Origin of the sequence: Streptomyces blastmyceticus (genome assembly GCF_039521185.1) — a bacterium.
GTDB lineage: Bacteria > Actinomycetota > Actinomycetes > Streptomycetales > Streptomycetaceae > Streptomyces > Streptomyces blastmyceticus.
On sequence record NZ_BAAABW010000031.1, the window covers coordinates 36984 to 54169 of the forward strand.

Here is a 17186-nt window from a genome sequence, read left to right on the forward strand (position 1 = left end):
TTGAATTTATAGCCATCGACCTCACCGGTGACCTTATTGTGTATGTAGTGAATCTCAACGTCGTTGACATTTTGCGCCATTTTCACCCAGCCGTCTTTTTGGACTCGACGGACTCCGTTGCTGCCTGGATTGCATCAGCTTCTGCCTGATGGGCGACCCTCGCCGATTCTCTGGCTTCGACTGTCGAGGCTTCCAGCGGTGGTTCGAGGGCGATCTGAGCCGCCGCCTTGAGTTCTGGCCCACCGCTGCCGAAGCCCGGCGGGCGGAGGCGTCCGCCGACACAGAGAGGCGGCGCCCCTCAGGGAGGGGCGCCGCCTCGGTCACGGTGCCTCGGTCACGGTCCGCAGAACTTGGGTCGGTGTGAGCGGCCGCTTCAGGTGGACTCCGTTCAGGCGGACTTCTTGAAGACGAACTTCTTCGGAGAGTCCTCGGAGATCGGAATGTAGATGCCGTCCCGGTCGCCCTTGCCCATGACCTTCAGCCGGATTCCCGCGGTGAAGCCGTCCCCCTCGTCGAGGGTGACATCAATCTGCTGATCGTCCAGGGCCAGCTTCTTCTCGAGACGCCATGTGCCCTGTCCGGTGAACGGGTCGAGTGGGGACTCGTCGACCACTGAGAAGTGGGTGGGGACCTTGACCGCGGTGAGCGAGCCGTCCTCGCGGAGGATCAACTGCGCTCCCTGCCCACCGGACCACGAACCAACGAGCTCGCCCGGTTTCGCCGAGCCGCCGAAGGGGCTCAGGAACAGGAAGGCCGCGGCACCCAATATCAGCACGGTGCCAAGGATGGAAATGGTGACGATCTTCTTCATCAGCGGTACAGCGTCTCCGTCCAGGTGGCGGTCTGTCTCTTCGTTCTTCCCGGGCTGCCGAGCCAGTCCAACGCCTTGTTGACAGGCCCACCGATCACTGAGTCCCATACATTTCTGAGGGCTGGCGGGTGTATCAAGGAGTTGAAGGTGGTCTCGTTCTTGATCGTGATCTGGACGGTGATTCCTCCGGTGTCAGAGTCGCGCGATATGAGCTTGTACTCATAATCGTAGGAGCCGACGAAGAGGGCTGTCGAGCTGCCGTATTTCCCATGGGACAGCTTGTTGCTCAGCCAGGCTGTGCCACCCAGGGTTACCACATCGGCGAAGTCATCGATGAGTCGCTCTACTCCCTCTTCCCCCAGCACAGAATAACCGCCGCGGCCGGGCGACTTCACACCCTTCCCTTCGGCGAGACCTTCGAGGATCCGTCGGCGGACCACGTCCATTGAATGGTCCTTGCGGAGTTGCTCGGTGAACTCGTCACCGGGGCCGTAGTAGTTGTTGTCCGGGCCGATACCCAGTAGCCAGTTGCCTCCCAGCTCGACCGCGTTCGGCTTGGCGAGCGGTGGGTCCACGTTCACCAGGCCTGCCTGGATCATCTGCAGCTGCGTCCGGGCCTGGATTGGCAACTTTGCCTGCTCCCGGTCGCGCCTTTCCTGCTCCCGGCGACGCTCTTCCGCCTCCTTGACCTTCTTCTCGACGTATGCCTTGTAGGCGTCCTTCTTGGCCGCATCGGCGGCCGCAGCGTCCTTGCCGGCAGCCAAGGCCGAGGCGCGGGCCGATTCGGCGTAGGCGGATGCCTCGTTGGCGGATGCCCTTGCCTGCGATGCGGAGACCGACGCGCGAACCGCGGAGTACTCGGCTTCGTCGGCGTCGCGTGCGGCGGCTTGCGCCGCGGCGTCGGCGACGCGCGCGGACTTGGCTGCTTCGGCGGCGGACGCCGCGGCCTGCTTGGCGTAGGCGCGGGCCTGGTCGGAGAACTCCTTGGCCTGGCCTGCGGATGCCGCGGCTTGGGCAGCTGCCTTCTTCGCCTCGTCCGCGGCCTGATTGGCTCGGGCGGCGACGACGGCCGCGTCTGCTGCGTTCTTCTGCGCGGTCGCCGCGGCCGCGGCAGCCTCGGAGATGTACTGCTGGACAACCGCAGTGTGGGTGGCGGTGAGCTGGTCCTGGCGGGCAGTGGCGTACTGGCCGACCTGGATGAAGTTGCGCAGGATCGCGGGCGGAGACTCCAGGGCGATCTTGGCGGCCGCTTGGGTCTCCGGTCCGCCGTTGCTGATCAGCTGGCTGGCGTGGATCCGGTCATCGGTGAACTGAGCTTCGAACTGGCCTTTGTTGAGGAACTCGCGGAGCTTGTCCGTTGTGCTGGCCTTGAGGGCTTCCCCGGCGGCCTGCTTGACGGCCGGGCTGCCGTTGGTGCCGATCTGGGTGGCTCGCATGCGGTAGTCGGTGAACGCCGCCTCGTACTGACCGCCGCGCAGGAACGCGCCGACCTGCTGAGCGTCGCCCTTGAGAGCCGCTTCGGCCGCCTGCTTGACGGCATCCGATGCGGCGACTCCGGCGATGAGTCCGGCAGCTGCCCGCTCATCCTGCTCGACGGCCTGCTGTCGGCCGGTACGGACGTACTCGCCCACTTCCTCGTCGGTGCCGGCGAGAGCCGTCCTGGCCGCTGCCTCGCTCCACGGTCCGCGGGTCTTCATCGTGAGGACAGCGATCTTGCGGCCCTTGGTCGCTATGTCCTTGACATTCGTTCCCGGCTTGGCGGCCTCCTCCACGAGACGTGCGGCCTCGGCGTCGAGGTCCTTACGCTCCTTCGCTGTCCGGTCCCTGTCGGCCTTTGCCTGGTCGTCAGCCAGTTTGAGCCCCTTGGCCCGTGCTATTCCCTGAGCGGTACGGGTCCTCAGCTCCTCGTTCTCCACCTTGCGCGCGGTAGCGAAGACCTTCTTCGCGGTTTCGACGGCGTTGGTCGCCTCGTCGGCGGCTTCCTTGGCGGCCTTGGCATGGTCGGTGGACTCCTTGGCAGCCTTGGCCGAGTCGCCCGCGTGCTTGGCCGCCTCATCGGCGGCGTCGGCCGCGTTGCGGGCGTGCTTGGCGGCGCGCTGGGCGGCCTGGCCAGCCTCGTCGGCGGCGTCGGCGGCCTGGTAGGCCAGGTCGCGGGCGGCCATCGCGGCGCGGCGCGACTCCTGGGCGTTGGCGCGGGCGGTGGAGGCCCACTGCTTGGCCTTGGCGGCCTCTGAGCCTGCTTGGTCCGCGTAGCCGCCGGCCTCGTCCGCGGCATCCGCGGCAGCGTCGGCATTGGCGCTGGCACTCAGTGCGGCGTTAGCGGCGTCACCGGCGGCGCGCGCTGCGTTCTTCACCTCGACCGCGGCTTGCTGGGACTTCTCGGCGGCCCGTGCGGCATCCCGCGCGTTCTCGGCGGCCTTACGGGCGACAGCCGCCCCGGCCGCGTCGACTGCCGCGCCGGCCGCCGCGTTGCGGGCCCGTGAGGCCGCCTCGGCGGCACCGGCCGCTGCGGCGGCCGCGTTGGCCGCTGCGTTGGCGGCCATCCGGGCCGCATAGTTGGCGGCATTCGCCGCGCTGATCGCTTCCTGCGCGGCCTCGGCCGCGTCCTGTGCCGCGTCTGCCGCTCGCTGTGCCGCGCTGGCTGCCCGGGAAGCATCCTTGCCTGCCGCGGCGGTCTCGGCCGCGGCCCTCTTGGCCGCCTTCTTCGCCAACTCCGATGCCTCGACCGCCTTCTTGGAGGTCTCCTTCGCCGCGTCGGTCTGTCGCTTGGCCTCCTGGCCCGCGCGTTCGGCCTGTTCGGCGAGCTGGGCCACAGTGGCGCGTTCCTGGTCACGGGAACGCGCGATGCCCTGGCCGACGTTGAGGAACTCGCGGATGTCGTCGATCGAGCCGCCGAGGGCGACCTTCGCGGCCTCCTTGGTCGCAGGCCCCCCGGACGACATGATCTGCGTGATCCGCATTCGGTCGTCGGTCTCCTGCGCCGAATACCGGCCTTCGGACAGGAATTTGCGGACGTCCTCGATCGACCCCTTGAGCGCGGCCCCGCCCTCTGCCTTGACGTTGGGTCCGGCCGAGTTGACGATCTGGGCGAGGAAGAGCCGCTGATCGGTCTCCAGCGGTTCTTGCCAACCGTCCTTGAGGAAGGCACGCAGCTTCGTCGGGTCGTCCAGGGCCTCGCGCGCGGCCTCGCGCAGCGTCGAACCGCCGATGGAGCCGAGCCGCATTGCGCTCATGCGGTCGTCGGTGAGTTCCGCGAACTCCTTCTCGTTGTCGAGGAAGCTGCGGATCTCCGTGTCGCTTCCCAGTAGCGCCGCTTCGGCCAGGGCTTTGACGGTCGGTCCGCCCCTGGTCCATAGCTCTACGACACGGGCGCGGTCGGTTGCGGGAGCCGGACTGTCTGCTGCCATGGCGGGAGTCGCTCCGGGCATGGTCATGAGGAGAGTAACGGGGAGCAAGCTCAGGCACAGCATGCGTATGCCGAACCCCACTCTTCCCCTGGCTCTGGTCAAGTGAAGGTTAAATCTCACTCTTCGGTTCTTTCCCGTCGGTTGTGCATCGTCGGCTTCCGGTCCCGTGAGCATAGCCGCGGTGATTGGGGCTGCCAGGCGCTCAATAGCCAGAGAATCTCTGCTTTATGACGGGGTGTTGGTTGTCGAGATGGCGTGTCCATGCCGCAATGTAACCCTTGGTAAGCCTTGAAAGTTCGGCAAAATCGAGTCCGATCTCACGCCAAGATTAAGCAAAGTCTCGATGGGTGGTAAGTTGCCGCTCTAAGTCTTTATTCAGCCATTACACGCGGCATTGCCGCTGTTGAACCAGTAAGGGGCCTTTAGTGATACAGCCCGCACGCAGGGGGTTCTCCGTCGGTGTTGTCGGTGCGGTCACGGCCGTTCTGAGCACTTCCGCGCTCGGTGTCGCTGCTGCGGCTCCCGCCGACGATGAGATGCCGCCTTCGATCGTGGAGACCTTCGAGTACCCGGGTGCGGCGAAGATCCTCAAGGAACAGGGCATCGCGCTGCGCAAGGGTGACGGGCACATCGTGCTGGCCGACTGCCGTATGTCCTCGGACATTCGGGTCATGACGGAGTTCAAGCACCCGGGCCAGACTCAGCAGGGCACCTACTGCTTCAAGGTCACTGGCACCGGAAAGGCCGGCTGGCTGACGCTGGAGGTCCCGCAGGTCTACATGGTCTCGACCGGTGACTACGCCCTGGATGTCAAGGTCGACTCCAATGCCGGCCGCGAGCAGGTCAAGGTCGCGAAGAACGACTACAAGGGCGTCGGCAAGGGTGCTGACCCCAGCAACGACGCGACCACGCTGATCGAACTCCGCGTCACCAGCTGACACTCCGGCTGCCTCGTGAGCGGGCGCGGTGCTGCGCCCAATCCGACAGCCCCCACGACAGTGAAGGAACAGAAGATGCCTGCCATACGTCCGCGCGCGGCATGGGGGACCGTGGCCACCGCCACGGCCGTCGCCGCCGGACTGCTGACCGCCGCCCCTGCGAACGCCGTTGTGGGGGAGAAGGTCAAAGACGGTTCGTACGTGTTCACCGCCAAACTCGACATCGGCGGCGAGCGCAGCTGCTCCGCGACGCTCGTCGAGAAGCAGTGGCTGGTCACCGCCGCGAGCTGCTTCGCCGACACCCCGGGCTCCAAGGTCGCCCCGGGCGCGCCGAAGCTGAAGACCACAGCCACCATTGGCCGTACCGACCTCACCCGCGGCGACCAGGGCGTCGTCACCGACGTCGTGGAGCTCGTCCCACGGGACGACCGAGATGTGGTGATGGCCCGGCTGGGCAAGCAGGTCGACGGCGTGACCCCGGTCGAACTGACTTTCAACGCCCCGCTGCAGGGCGAGGGCCTGCGAGTCACAGGCTACGGCCGGACCAAAGGCGAGTGGGTCCCCGACCGGTTGCAGCAGGCTGCGTTCACCACCGGTTCCGTGAAGGGCACCACCTTCGCCCTCACCGGGAAGAACCCCGACGCGACCACCTGTAAGGGCGACCAAGGCAGCCCGGCCTTCCGTGAGGTCGGTGGCCACAGCGAGCTTGTCGGTATCAACAGTGCCTCGTGGCAGGGAGGTTGCCTGGGCGTCGACGAGGCAGAGACCCGCAAGGGCGTCGTCTCTACCCGGACCGACGACATCGCCGGGTGGATCCAGGCCGTCTCCTCGCGGGACCTCCTGTCCCGGGTGGACTGGAAGAACGCCGCCCACATGGCATCCGGTTACTTCACGGGCAACTCCGCCGTTGCCAAGCGCCGCATGGACCTGTTCGTCGCGTGGAAGGACGGCTCGGCCAGCATCTTCCAGGGCGCCGACCACAATGACCCCAAGCCCGCCTTCTCCACGGAGTACAAGGTCGCGCCCGCGGGCAGCTACTGGAAGGACGCCCGCGCCGTCACCGCCGGCAACTTCACCGGCAGCGGATCGGACGGCATCACCGTGCGCTGGGCCAACGGCAAGCTCTCGACGTACAACCACGTCGACCAGAACGGCTTCTACGACGAGAAGACCCTCGGCGCTGTCGGCAGCTACTGGAAGGGCGCCCGCCTCATCACGGTCGGCCGTTACACGGACAACCCGCTGCGCGACGACATGTTCGTCCTCTGGGACGACGGCTCGACCACGCTGTACTCCGACCTCGGCACCAACGGCATCGGCAAGCAGGCCCAGCTGGACAAGGGGTGGACCGAAGCCGCGCAGATGAGCTCCGGCGAGTTCGGTGGGGGCAAAACCGGTGACCTGCTGATCCGCTGGAACGACGGCTCGGCCACCGTGTTCTCAGCCTTGGACCCCTCCGGCTATCACGGCAGGACCAGTATTCGTTCCCTCAACTCGCCTTGGAAGAACGCCCAGAACATCACCGTGGGCGCCTTCTCCGGCAACGGCAACAACCGCAGTGACCTCCTCATCCGCTGGGCCGCCGGGCCCCTCAGCTACTACCCCGGCGTCGACGCCGCTGGCACCCACGGCGAGGTCCAGCTCGTCGACTGACCTGCCTCGCTTGCACCGCAGCCCGTGTTCCGCCCAGCATTCGCTGGGCGGAACACGGGCTGCGGCACGTGGCCCACGAGTATCGCCTTGGCAGGCGCTCAGCGTTGGGCGACTGGAACGGCCGGCGCGGCCTCCGCCCGCCCGGCCGTGAGCGGGCAGGCGGACGCCGGACGGATCAGGACTGCGGAATCGTGACCTGTACCGGTGCCGAGCGATTCCCTTCCTCGCCCTTCGCGTTGACGCCCACGACGCGGTAGGTGTAGCTCGCGCCCGGCTTGAGGTCGCGGCTGTCGGAGTACGTGGTCGCGTCCGTCTCGAAGACCAGAGTCGGGTTGAGCCGGCCCTTGTCGTAGCGGTAGACCAGGTACTTCGAGGGGAGCGTGCCGTAGGGGTCGGTCGTCCAGCTCAGTTCGACCGCGCCGGAGACGTTCTTCGCCTTCAGCCCCTGAGGCGTGTCCGGGGTCTCGCGCGTGATCCGCATCATGGGCGTTCCGGTCGCCGTGTCGGACGCCTCGGACTCGTTTCCGGCGATGTCCACCGTGGTCACGTAATAGACGGCGTACCGGTTGCGCTTGATCTCCGCGTCGACGAAGCCGCGATCCCCGGACTCCCCCGGCAGGGTGGCGATGTGCTTGAAAGGCTCGCCGTTGTCGTCTGCCCGGTACAGCTCGAAGGACTTGACGTTCTTGTCCACGGTCGGGAATCGATCCCACGGATTCGCGTAGTTCTCGTCCCAGTGAATCCAGATGCCGTCCTCGGATTCGGACGCGAGGAGTCCCGATACGGGCTTGGGAGGCGTGAGGTTCTGGGTGCTTGAGGCAGCGGCCGCGGAGGCGGTGGGCGCGGCGTGGGCGGCTGTTGCCGGGATGGCGAGACCCAGGGTGACAGCGGCGCAGATCAGGGCGGCGCGGCGTGCGGCGTTCTTGTGAAGCATGGTGTGAGTCCTGGCTGTGGAGCTTGTGGCGCAAGGTGTGGGGGGAACGCCGGTTAGATCATGTCATGTCCGGATAGCTACTAATGCGTCGTCCGTGAATGTTCGCCGGGGCAGGGCCGCACGGCGGCCGCGCCCCGGCGGTGCGGGGCGGGACCTGGCGGAGTTGCTGGGCCCGGGGCTGAACCGGGAAATGGGAAAGGCCCTCGCCGATCACTCGACAAGGGCCTCCGCCGACTACTCCGCCGGCCGCCGCAGCCGCGCCACGAACTTGTACCGATCCCCCCGGTACACCGACCGTACCCACTCCACCGGCTCCCCCTGCGCGTCCAGGGAGTGGCGCGAGAGCATCAGCATCGGCAGGCCCACGTCCGTGCCGAGCAGGCCCGCTTCGCGCGGGGTCGCCAGGGACGTCTCGATCGTCTCCTCCGCCTCCGCCAGGCGGATGTCGTAGACCTCGGCGAGGGCCGTGTAGAGCGAGGTGTACTTCACCAGGCTGCGGCGCAGCGCCGGGAAGCGCTTCGCGGAGAGGTGGGTCGTCTCGATCGCCATCGGCTCGCCGCTGGCGAGGCGCAGGCGTTCGATGCGCAGGACGCGGCCGCCCGTGGTGATGTCGAGGAGGGAGGCGAGCCGGTCGTCGGCGGTGACGTAGCCGATGTCGAGCAGCTGTGAGGTCGGTTCGAGGCCCTGGGCCCGCATGTCCTCCGTGTAGGAGGTCAGTTGCAGCGCCTGGGAGACCTTCGGTTTCGCGACGAATGTCCCCTTGCCCTGGATGCGCTCCAGCCGGCCCTCGACCACCAGCTCCTGGAGGGCCTGGCGGACCGTCGTGCGAGAGGTGTCGAACTCGGCGGCCAGCGTCCGCTCCGGCGGCACGGGGGTGCCGGGGGGCATGGTTTCGGTCATTTCCAGCAAGTGGCGTTTGAGGCGGTAGTACTTGGGGACGCGCGCGGTCCGCGCGCCGCCCGACGCGCTGCCGCCCTCCGTCGCACCTGCCGTACCACCGTCGGTCACCATCGTGTGCCTTCCCGACTCCGATCCTGCTGCTGTCACCGGCTCCTCCGTCTGTCGCGGTCACATCGTGGCACGGGCAGAGCCCGAGGAGCCCGGAGACGCCCAGGTCGACCTCGAGGTGTCGGTCCGATAACGGAGCCGACAGCGACTCTTATACACCCTTGACACCCAAAAAGGTCTAGGCCAAGCTGCGGGCACTGGTCTAAACCATTAAAGACCACATTCGGTCCTTGAGGAGAGTGCTGTGAAGCGTGGGCTCATAGCGGCGACGGGTGTCGCGGCCATGTTGGTGAGTGTTGCTGCCTGTGGGTCCAGCGACAGTGACAAGGGATCGGGCGACAGCGGTTCCAAGGACAAGAGCCTGACCGTGTGGTTCATGGACGGCTCGAACCCGGCGGGCTGGACGAAGTCGGTGCAGGCCGAATTCGAGCAGAAGACCGGCGCCAAGCTCGATATCCAGATCCAGAAGTGGAACGGCATTCAGCAGAAGCTGACCACCGCCCTCTCCGAGTCCTCCCCTCCGGACGTCATCGAGATCGGCAATACGCAAACCCCCTCGTACGCCCAGACCGGTGGCCTCGCCGACCTCGGCGACCTCAAGAAGGAGATCGGCGGGGACTGGACCGAGTCCCTCAACAAGCCCTCCGTCTTCGAGGGCAAGCAGTACGCCGCCCCTTGGTACGCCGCCAACCGCGTCGTCATCTACAACAAGAGGATCTGGGCGGACGCGGGCATCAAGGACGTCCCGAAGACCCGCGACGAATTCTTCAAGGACCTGGACGCCATCCAGAAGAAGGGCGACGCCGAGCCGCTCTACCTGCCCGGCCAGAACTGGTACTTCCTCGACGGCCTCACCATCGGCACCGGCGCCGACCTGGTGAAGAAGGACGGCAAGAAGTACGTGTCCAACCTCGGCGACCCCAAGGTCGCCAAGGCCATGGACATCTACAAGCAGTACCAGGCGTTCAGCAAGGCGCCCAAGGACAAGGACGAGGCCACCCCGCAGCAGGCCGACATCTTCGCCAAGGGCAAGACCGGCGCGTTCATCGGCATGGGCTACGAGGCGCAGACCGCCATCAAGGCGAACCCGGCCATCGAGAAGGAGATCGGCTACTTCACCATCCCCGGTGAGACGGCCGACAAGCCCGAGGGCGTCTTCCTCGGCGGCTCCAACCTCGCCATCGCCGAGGGCAGCAAGAAGCAGGACCTCGCAAGGGAGTTCCTGAAGATCGCGCTGTCCGACAAGAACGAGGGCGCGCTGGCCAAGGAGGTCGGCAACATCCCCAACAAGGACTCCCTGCTCGCGAGCGTGAAGGGCAACGCGGCCGCCGAGGCCGCCGCCCCCGCCGCCAAGGGCGGTGGCACCACCCCGCTGATCCCCGAGTGGGCCGAGGTGGAGAACGCCCCCAACCCGATCAAGGCCTATATGACGGCCGTCCTGGGCGGCAAGTCGCCGGAGGAGGCCGCCAAGCAGGTCGAGGGCGACATGAACAAGCGCCTCAGCAAGAAGCAGTGACCCGTCCGGTGGTACGGGGGCCGGCCCGCACCGGCCCCCGTACCACCGCGCACCACGCAATACCGTTCGACAGGGGAGAAGGCGGACGACGATGTCAGCGCAGATCGAAGAGGCGGCGGCCGATCCCGCCGCCCGGATCAGCAGAGGCGGCGCCCCGCCGCCCCGCCGCGGCCGGGTCGCGGCCGGCACCCCGTACCTCCTGATCCTCCCCGCCGCCCTCGTCACCGTGCTGCTGCTCGGCTGGACGATGGTCAGGAACGGGCTGCTGTCCTTCCAGGACCTGGGCCGGCGGCAGCTGATCCGGCACCTCACCGAGTGGATCGGCTTCGACAACTACAGCGAGCAGCTCGGCAGTTCCGACTTCTGGAAGGTCACCGCCCGCTCGGTGGTCTTCACCGCAGCCAACGTCGTACTGATCATGGCGCTGGGCTGTCTCGTCGGACTGCTGCTCGCCCGCCTCGGCACCAAGATGCGGCTGCTGCTCTCGCTCGGCCTCGTCCTCGCCTGGGCCATGCCCGTCGTGGCCGCGACCACCGTCTTCCAGTGGCTGTTCGCCCAGCGGTTCGGCGTCGTCAACTACCTGCTGGACAAGCTCGGCTGGCACTCGATGGCCGACTACAACTGGACCAGCAGCCAGTTCTCCACCTTCTTCGTGGTGACCGTGCTCATCGTGTGGCAGTCGATCCCCTTCGTGGCGATCAACCTCTACGCGGCGACGAGCACGATCCCCAAGGAGCTCTACGAAGCGGCCTCGCTGGACGGCGCGGGCAGCTGGAAGCAGTTCACCTCGGTGACCTTCCCCTTCCTCAAGCCGTTCTTCCTCGCCACGACGTTCCTCGAAGTCATCTGGGTCTTCAAGTCGTTCACCCAGATCTTCGCGATCAACGAGGGCGGACCCGACCGGCTCACCGAGACCCTGCCGGTCTACGCGTTCGTCGAGGGCATGGGCAACCAGCACTTCGGCACCGGCGCCGCGATCTCCATCCTCACCATCGTCATCCTGCTGGCCCTGACGGCGTACTACCTGCGCCTTGTCCTCAAGCAAGAGGAGGACGAGCTGTGAACCGCTCCCTTCTTGGCCGCGCGTGGCCCGGGGCGATCGCCGTCGTCCTCTTCGCGGTCTTCGTCTTCCCCGTCTACTGGATGTTCTCCACGGCCTTCAAGGCCAACAAGGACATCGTCAGCGACACCCCCCAGTGGATCCCCGCGAGCCCCACCTTCGAGCACTTCCGCAAGGCGGTGGACGCGGACGGCTTCTGGAGGCTCGTCGGCAACTCCCTCACCGTGACGCTGGTCGCCGTCGGGCTGTCGCTGGTGATCGCGCTGCTCGCGTCGTTCGCCGTGGCGCGGATGCGCTTCAAGGGCCGCAAGAGCTTCATCCTCGTGATGATGATGGCCCAGATGGCCCCCTGGGAGGTCATGGTCATCGCGTACTACATGATCGTGCGCGACGCCGAGATGCTGAACAGCCTCCCGCCGCTCATCGCCATCTACACGGTCATGGTGCTGCCGTTCACCGTGCTGACGCTGCGCGGCTACGTCGCCGCCGTGCCCAAGGAGCTGGAGGAGTCCGCGATGGTCGACGGGTGCACCCGCGCCCAGGCCTTCATCAAGGTGATCTTCCCGCTGCTCGCCCCCGGCGTGATGGCCACCTCGCTCTTCGGCTTCATCACCGTCTGGAACGAGTTCCCGATGGTCCTGATCCTCAGCAAGGAGCCCGGCGCGCAGACCCTCCCGCTGTGGCTCACCAGCTTCCGCACCACCTTCGGCGACGACTGGGGTGCCACGATGGCCGCGTCCTCGCTCTTCGCCCTCCCCATCCTCATCCTCTTCGTCATCCTCCAGCGCAAGGCGGTCGGTGGCCTTACGTCCGGCGCAGTGAAGGGCTAGCACTTACCACCATGGACACGCTCACCCGGGACGCCCTCACGGTCCTCCAGCCAGGCTTCACCGGCACCGCAGCCCCCGGCTGGCTGCTGCGCAGACTCGGCGAAGGGCTGGCGTCCGTCGGCCTGTTCGGCCGCAACATCGCCTCGCCGGAACAGCTCGCAGCCCTCACCGCGCAGCTGCGGGCGGAACACGGCGACGTGCTCGTGGCCATCGACGAGGAAGGCGGCGACGTCACCCGCCTGGAGGTCCGTACGGGCTCCTCCTTCCCCGGCAACCTCGCGCTCGGCGCCGTCGACGACACCGCGCTGACCCGGGCCGTCGCCCTGGAGCTCGGCCGCCGCCTCGCCGCCTGCGGCGTCAACCTCAACTGGGCGCCCTCCGCGGACGTCAACTCCGACCCCGACAACCCCGTCATCGGCGTACGGTCCTTCGGCGCCGACCCGGCACTCGTCGCCCGGCACACCGCCGCCTACGTCGAGGGCATGCAGGCCGCCGGCGTCGCCGCCTGCACCAAGCACTTCCCCGGCCACGGCGACACCGCCGTCGACTCCCACCACGACATGCCGCGCATCGACGCGGACCTCCGCACGCTCCACACCCGCGAACTGGTGCCCTTCCGGGCGGCCGTCGCCGCGGGCACCAAGGCCGTGATGAGCGCGCACATCCTGCTTCCCGCGCTCGACCCCGCCCTCCCCGCCACCCTCAGCCCCGCCGCCCTGCACGGCCTGCTGCGCGCCCCCGTCACCGAGGGCGGCCTCGGCTTCGACGGCCTGATCGTCACCGACGGCATGGAGATGCAGGCCATCGCCGCGGCCTACGGCATCGAACGCGGCAGCGTCATGGCCGTCGCCGCGGGCGCCGACGCGATCTGCGTCGGCGGCGGACTGGCCGACGAGGAGACGGTGCTGCGGCTGCGCGACGCGCTCGTCCACGCCGTGCGCACCGGGGAACTGACGGAGGAGCGGCTCGCCGATGCGGCGGCGCGGGTACGGGCGCTCGCGCACGACGTGTCCCGCAGGCCGGCCGGGGCCGAGCCCGCGCCCGAGGTGGGCCTGGTGGCGGCCCGGCGCGCGCTGCGGGTGACTCCGCCGGCGGGGTACGAGCCGCTGACCGGGCCCGCCCATGTCGCCGCCTTCACCCCCGTCGCGAACATCGCCGTCGGCGACGAGACGCCGTGGGGCGTTGCGGCCGAGCTCTCCCGGCTGCTGCCGGGGACCACGACCGGTACGTACGGCTCCGCCGAGGCGGGCGTGGAGCGAGTCCTGGCCGACGCGAGGGTGCGGCGGGTGGTGGCGGTGGTGCGGGATGTGCACCGGCACGGGTGGATGGCGAAGCTGCTCTCGGAGCTGCTCGCTGCGCGGCCGGACACGGTCGTTGTCGAGATGGGGCTGAATGTCGCGCCGGCGGTGGGGGCGCTGCATGTGGCTACGCATGGTGCTGCGCGCGTCTGCGGCGTGGCGGCGGCGGAGGTTGTGACCGGGGTGGCTCGCTCCTGATTCCGGGGTGCGGGCCCGTTGCGCCTGCGGCGGGCTCTCCCCTATCCCGCCCCTTCCCGAAACTGGGGCTCTGCCCCAGACCCCGGACCGCGTTTCGCACGGTGTCCTCAAACGCCGGACGGGCTGAAATCAGCCCGTCCGGCGTTTGAGGACAAGCGGCGCAGCCGCTTCAGGGGGTCCGGGGTCTCCCCGGTTACGGGAAGGGGCGGGGCTGGGGAACAAGCCCGCCGCAGGCGCAACGGGCCGCAGCCGTCAGCGACCCCCGCTTCGGGGTGCCCCCTACAGCCCCTGCCAGGTCGGCTTGTTGGTGTACGTGTGGCGGAAGTAGTCCGCCAGCTTCAGCTTGGACGCCGCGGCCTCGTCGACGACGACCGTGGCGTGCGGGTGGAGCTGGAGCGCCGAGGCCGGGACCAGGGCGGAGACCGGGCCCTCGACGGTCGCCGCGACCGCGTCGGCCTTGCCCTCGCCGGTGGCGAGCAGGACCAGGTGGCGGGCCTCCAGGATGGTGCCGATGCCCTGGGTGATGACGTGGTGCGGGACCTGCTCGATGTCGCCCTCGAAGAAGCGCGCGTTGTCGACGCGGGTCTGCTCGGTGAGCGTCTTGATCCGGGTGCGGGAGGCGAGCGAGGAGCACGGCTCGTTGAAGCCGATGTGCCCGTCGGTGCCGATGCCGAGCAGCTGGAGGTCCACGCCGCCGGCCTCGGCGAGCGCCCGGTCGTACGCCTCGCAGGCGGCCTGGACGTCCTCGGCGGTGCCGTCGGGGCCCATGAAGGAGTCCTCGGTCAGCCCGAGCGGTTCCACGACCTCGCGCAGCACCACCGAGCGGTAGGACTCGGGGTGGTCGGCGGGCAGGCCGACGTACTCGTCGAGCTGGCAGATGCGGGCGCGCGAGGCGTCCACGGCGCCCTCGCGGACCTTGGCCGTCAGCGCCTCGTAGATGGGCAGCGGGGTGGAGCCGGTGGCCACGCCCAGCAGGGCGTCCGGCTTGCGGCGCAGGAGCTCGGCCATGGCCTCCGCGATGAGCTCGCCGCCTGCCTTGGCGTCCGGGACGATGACAACTTCCACGCTGTGCCTGCCGATCTGGAGAGTGGGCTGTGGGGTTGTGGTATAGACCAATCTAACAGAGTGGGGCGTCCGGGAGATGCTTCCCCTCCCCGTCCGTCCGCGTACCGGAGGCCCGTCCGGGACCGGTCGTACGGCCCGGGAAATCGGCCCGTCCGGAGTTTGAGGACGAAGCGTGGCCGGGGATATCGGCGGGAGACGGCGGCCGGGGGAGAGCCGTCGAGGGGGGATGGGCCACTACGGGCCGCGGCGCCTGGCCGGGACCCTCGGCCCGGCCGGCACCGCAGCCCGGAGCCGGCTTCGGCCCACCGGTGGCGCGGGGTGTGCGGTCCCCGCGGCCGGAGCGGCCGACCGGAGGCCGTGGCGCGATCAGGGCAGAAGACGCCGGGCCTCGATCCACCCTCCTGTGCGGGGAAGGCGGAAACTTTGCTTGCTCATTGTGGACTAGACCATTCGCCCATGTCCATGCCCGTGCGGCCGACAGGTGGAACAAAATGAGGCAGCCGGGCGCGGGTAGGCTCACAGCCGTGCCCTCCATGAACGACCTCGTACGCCAGCACACCGCCCTGAGCGACTCCGACCTGGAGTGGCTCCACCTGCTGGTCTCGGAGTGGCAGCTGCTCTCCGACCTGTCCTTCGCCGACCTCGTCCTGTGGGTCCCCACGCTCGACGGCACCCGCTATGTGTCCGTCGCCCAGATGCGGCCCAACACCGGGCCGACCTCCTATCAGGACGACATGGTCGGCCACCTCGTGCCGCGCGGCCGCCGCCCGATGCTCGACGCCGCGCTCGACGAGGGCCGGATCGTCCGCGAGGGCGACCCGGAGTGGCGCGAGGAGGTCCCGGTCCGGGTCGAGTCCATCCCCGTGCGCCGGGAGGGCCGGGTGCTCGGGGTCATCGCCCGCAACACGAACCTGCTGACCGTGCGGACGCCGAGCCGGCTGGAGCTCACCTATCTCCAGAGCGCCTCGGACCTCGCCCAGATGATCGCGAACGGGACCTTCCCGTTCCCCGGTCAACAAGTCGACATGGACGCCTCGCCGCGCGCCGGCGACGGCCTGATCAGGCTCGACGCGGACGGCATCGTGCAGTACGCCAGCCCCAACGGCCTCTCCGCCTATCACCGCCTCGGCCTCGCCGCCGACCTCGTGGGGCATCATCTGGGCGAGACCACCGCTCAGTTGGCGCCCTCGCGCGGACCGGTGGACGAGTCCCTCGCCAAGCTGGCCAGCGGCTGGGCCCCGCGCGAGTTCGAGGTGGAGGGCAGCGACGGGGTCATCCAGCTGCGGGCGATTCCCCTCAAACCCAAGGGAAATCACATCGGTTCGCTCGTACTCCTGCGCGACGTCACCGAACTGCGTCGGCGCGAGCGCGAGTTGATCACCAAGGACGCGACCATCCGGGAGATCCACCACCGGGTGAAGAACAACCTCCAGACGGTCGCCGCGCTGCTCCGCCTCCAGGCCCGCCGCATCGGCTCCGCCGAGGGGCGCGAGGCGCTGGAGGAGGCGGTCCGCCGGGTCGGCTCGATCGCGATCGTCCACGAGACGCTGTCGCAGAATCTCGACGAGCGCGTCGAATTCGACGAGATCGCCGACCGGGTGCTGGCCATGGTCGCCGAGATCTCCCCGGGCCGGGTGGCCGGGCGGCGTACGGGCCGCTTCGGCATCCTCGACGCGGAGGTCGCGACGCCGCTGTCGATGGTGCTGACCGAACTGCTCCAGAACGCGATGGAACACGGCTTCGGCCCGGGGGAGACCGGCACGGTCGAGGTCACCGCGGTCCGCAGCGGCACCCGCAAGGAATCGCGCCTGCTGATCTCCGTCCAGGACGACGGCCGCGGTCTGCCGGAGGGCTTCGACCCGCAGCGTGCGGGGAATCTCGGCCTGCAGATCGTGCGGACGCTGGTGGAGGGCGAGATGGGGGGCACGTTCGACATGCGGCCCTCCGCCGGGGGCGGCACGAAGGTGGTCCTGGACCTGCCGGTGCGGGCCGACAAGCCGTAGCTTCCGCGCCGCGGCGCCGCACAACGCAACGAGCCCCGAATCAGGAGATTCGGGGCTCAAAGCTATGCGCATCGGGGGGTACTGCGCGCTGCGGCTCGGGTGGCCGAAGGGGTGCTGGGTCAGGCGGTCGCGTTACGCGCCCGGTTGCGAGCGGCACGGCGCTTCATGGCGCGGCGCTCGTCCTCGCTGAGTCCACCCCAGACGCCGGAGTCCTGGCCGGACTCGAGCGCCCACTGCAGGCACTGCTCCATGACGGGGCAGCGGCGGCAGACGGCCTTGGCTTCCTCGATCTGCAGCAGCGCAGGACCGGTGTTGCCGATGGGGAAGAACAGCTCGGGGTCTTCCTCGCGGCAAACGGCGTTGTGACGCCAGTCCATGGCTGCTCCATCTCCTCGTTATTGCGGCTACGTTGCTTGTGAATGTGAACGCTTTCACGAATCCCCCCGCAAGGGAAGGGCTGATACC

13 protein-coding genes are annotated in these 17186 nt (G+C 68.5%); 7 read left to right on the forward strand and 6 right to left on the reverse strand.

All coding sequences use genetic code 11. From position 1 onward, the window contains the following. Positions 1-388: 388 nt before the first annotated feature. Positions 389-811, reverse strand: coding sequence for a hypothetical protein (locus ABD269_RS29895; protein WP_344122955.1), 423 nt, complete (start codon positions 809-811; stop codon positions 389-391). After that, positions 811-4218, reverse strand: a complete 3408-nt coding sequence (locus tag ABD269_RS29900) for an ALF repeat-containing protein (RefSeq protein WP_344122957.1) — start codon at positions 4216-4218, stop codon at positions 811-813. The genes ABD269_RS29895 and ABD269_RS29900 overlap by 1 nt, the downstream gene beginning before the upstream one ends. 536 nt (positions 4219-4754) lie before the next feature. On the opposite strand from ABD269_RS29900, the gene ABD269_RS29905 reads away from it, so the two are divergent. Continuing rightward, positions 4755-5156, forward strand: coding sequence for a hypothetical protein (locus tag ABD269_RS29905; RefSeq protein WP_344122959.1), 402 nt, complete (start codon positions 4755-4757; stop codon positions 5154-5156). Positions 5157-5231: 75 nt separating this feature from the next. Then, on the forward strand, positions 5232-6809 hold the full coding sequence (locus tag ABD269_RS29910) for a S1 family peptidase (RefSeq protein WP_344122961.1): 1578 nt from the start codon (positions 5232-5234) through the stop codon (positions 6807-6809). A gap of 175 nt (positions 6810-6984) precedes the next feature. On the opposite strand, the gene ABD269_RS29915 is transcribed toward ABD269_RS29910, so the two are convergent. Both ABD269_RS29915 and ABD269_RS29920 read right to left on the reverse strand, forming a co-directional pair. Beyond that, positions 6985-7743 carry a fibronectin type III domain-containing protein gene (locus ABD269_RS29915; protein WP_344122963.1) on the reverse strand — a complete coding sequence of 253 codons (759 nt, stop codon included), beginning with the start codon at positions 7741-7743 and terminating at the stop codon, positions 6985-6987. A gap of 234 nt (positions 7744-7977) precedes the next feature. After that, entirely contained in the window at positions 7978-8754 is a 777-nt protein-coding gene (locus ABD269_RS29920) for a GntR family transcriptional regulator (protein ID WP_344123095.1), read from the reverse strand. Positions 8755-8995: 241 nt separating this feature from the next. On the opposite strand from ABD269_RS29920, the gene ABD269_RS29925 reads away from it, so the two are divergent. The 4 genes from ABD269_RS29925 (at position 8996) to ABD269_RS29940 (ending at position 13653) form a co-directional block, all read left to right on the forward strand. Then, positions 8996-10267 (forward strand): extracellular solute-binding protein, encoded by a 1272-nt coding sequence (locus ABD269_RS29925; RefSeq protein WP_344122965.1) that lies wholly within the window; start codon positions 8996-8998, stop codon positions 10265-10267. A gap of 91 nt (positions 10268-10358) precedes the next feature. After that, positions 10359-11330, forward strand: a complete 972-nt coding sequence (locus ABD269_RS29930; protein WP_344122967.1) for a carbohydrate ABC transporter permease — start codon at positions 10359-10361, stop codon at positions 11328-11330. Then, positions 11327-12157, forward strand: coding sequence for a carbohydrate ABC transporter permease (locus ABD269_RS29935; protein ID WP_301892448.1), 831 nt, complete (start codon positions 11327-11329; stop codon positions 12155-12157). The genes ABD269_RS29930 and ABD269_RS29935 overlap by 4 nt, the downstream gene beginning before the upstream one ends. 11 nt (positions 12158-12168) lie before the next feature. Beyond that, on the forward strand, positions 12169-13653 hold the full coding sequence (locus ABD269_RS29940) for a glycoside hydrolase family 3 protein (RefSeq protein WP_344122970.1): 1485 nt from the start codon (positions 12169-12171) through the stop codon (positions 13651-13653). A 279-nt stretch (positions 13654-13932) separates the two neighbouring features. Here the strand turns inward: ABD269_RS29940 and nagB are convergent, their stop codons facing one another. Further along, positions 13933-14718: a glucosamine-6-phosphate deaminase gene (gene nagB, locus ABD269_RS29945; RefSeq protein ID WP_344123097.1), complete on the reverse strand. Its 786-nt coding sequence runs from the start codon at positions 14716-14718 to the stop codon at positions 13933-13935. Between the two features lie 533 nt (positions 14719-15251). Between nagB and ABD269_RS29950 the strand changes: the two genes are divergently transcribed. Beyond that, complete coding sequence (locus ABD269_RS29950; protein WP_301894326.1) at positions 15252-16721, forward strand: sensor histidine kinase; 1470 nt, start codon at positions 15252-15254, stop codon at positions 16719-16721. Between the two features lie 119 nt (positions 16722-16840). On the opposite strand, the gene ABD269_RS29955 is transcribed toward ABD269_RS29950, so the two are convergent. After that, on the reverse strand, positions 16841-17098 hold the full coding sequence (locus tag ABD269_RS29955) for a WhiB family transcriptional regulator (protein ID WP_004937597.1): 258 nt from the start codon (positions 17096-17098) through the stop codon (positions 16841-16843). Positions 17099-17186: the final 88 nt, after the last annotated feature.

Coding starts and splice junctions, on each gene's coding strand:
- ABD269_RS29905 (WP_344122959.1), top strand. CDS start 4,755: ATGCCGCCTTCGATCGTGGAGACCTTCGAGTACCCGGGTGCGGCGAAG.
- ABD269_RS29910 (WP_344122961.1), top strand. CDS start 5,232: ATGCCTGCCATACGTCCGCGCGCGGCATGGGGGACCGTGGCCACCGCC.
- ABD269_RS29940 (WP_344122970.1), top strand. CDS start 12,169: ATGGACACGCTCACCCGGGACGCCCTCACGGTCCTCCAGCCAGGCTTC.
- ABD269_RS29920 (WP_344123095.1), bottom strand. CDS start 8,754: ATGGTGACCGACGGTGGTACGGCAGGTGCGACGGAGGGCGGCAGCGCG.
- ABD269_RS29900 (WP_344122957.1), bottom strand. CDS start 4,218: ATGGCAGCAGACAGTCCGGCTCCCGCAACCGACCGCGCCCGTGTCGTA.
- ABD269_RS29930 (WP_344122967.1), top strand. CDS start 10,359: ATGTCAGCGCAGATCGAAGAGGCGGCGGCCGATCCCGCCGCCCGGATC.
- ABD269_RS29950 (WP_301894326.1), top strand. CDS start 15,252: ATGAACGACCTCGTACGCCAGCACACCGCCCTGAGCGACTCCGACCTG.
- ABD269_RS29895 (WP_344122955.1), bottom strand. CDS start 811: ATGAAGAAGATCGTCACCATTTCCATCCTTGGCACCGTGCTGATATTG.
- ABD269_RS29955 (WP_004937597.1), bottom strand. CDS start 17,098: ATGGACTGGCGTCACAACGCCGTTTGCCGCGAGGAAGACCCCGAGCTG.
- ABD269_RS29915 (WP_344122963.1), bottom strand. CDS start 7,743: ATGCTTCACAAGAACGCCGCACGCCGCGCCGCCCTGATCTGCGCCGCT.